Source organism: Streptosporangium carneum (assembly GCF_027922005.1).
GTDB lineage: Bacteria > Actinomycetota > Actinomycetes > Streptosporangiales > Streptosporangiaceae > Streptosporangium > Streptosporangium carneum.
Map to the genome: position 1 here is coordinate 1 of NZ_BSEV01000172.1, position 515 is coordinate 515.

A 515-nucleotide genomic window follows, 5' to 3' on the forward strand; every position below is an offset into this window, starting at 1 on the left:
ATTGAGGAATTCGGCCTTGCCGAGGATCTCGCAGCCGGTGGCCTTCGACGGGCCGTCCAGCCGGATCAGCGGCGTATTGCCGTTCAGGTCGAGCACATGTGACACGCGGGTGTGTCCTTCCAGGTTTGTGTGTCCAGCCTATTCCGCCGCGATACGCCCGGCGGGGGCATGGATGCCGCATTCGGTCTTGTCGCGTCCGCGCCAGCGGCCGGAGCGCACATCGCCGTCATCCTCGACCGGGGCGGTGCACGGCCAGCAGCCGATGGATGCATACCCCATATCGCTCAAGGGATGTCGCGGCAAATCGAAGCGCTTGAAATAGGCGTTCACACGTTCGGCATCCCAGGCCGCCAGCGGGTTCACCCGGATGCGGCCATCGATGCGCTCGACGACGGGCAGGGCCAGGCGGTCGCCGCCATGGAAGCGCTTGCGGCCGGTGATCAGCGCGTCGTAGTCGCCGATGGCGCGCGCCAGCGGACGCACCTTGCGCAGGGCGCAGCAGGGATCGGGATTGC

1 protein-coding gene is annotated in these 515 nt (G+C 67.2%); it reads right to left on the reverse strand.

Features of this window, described 5'->3' with window-relative positions:
* Positions 1 to 138: 138 nt before the first annotated feature.
* Positions 139 to 515 (reverse strand): phosphoadenylyl-sulfate reductase (locus tag PKF00_RS45105; protein WP_271223814.1); only part of this gene is annotated, 377 nt, incomplete at its 5' end.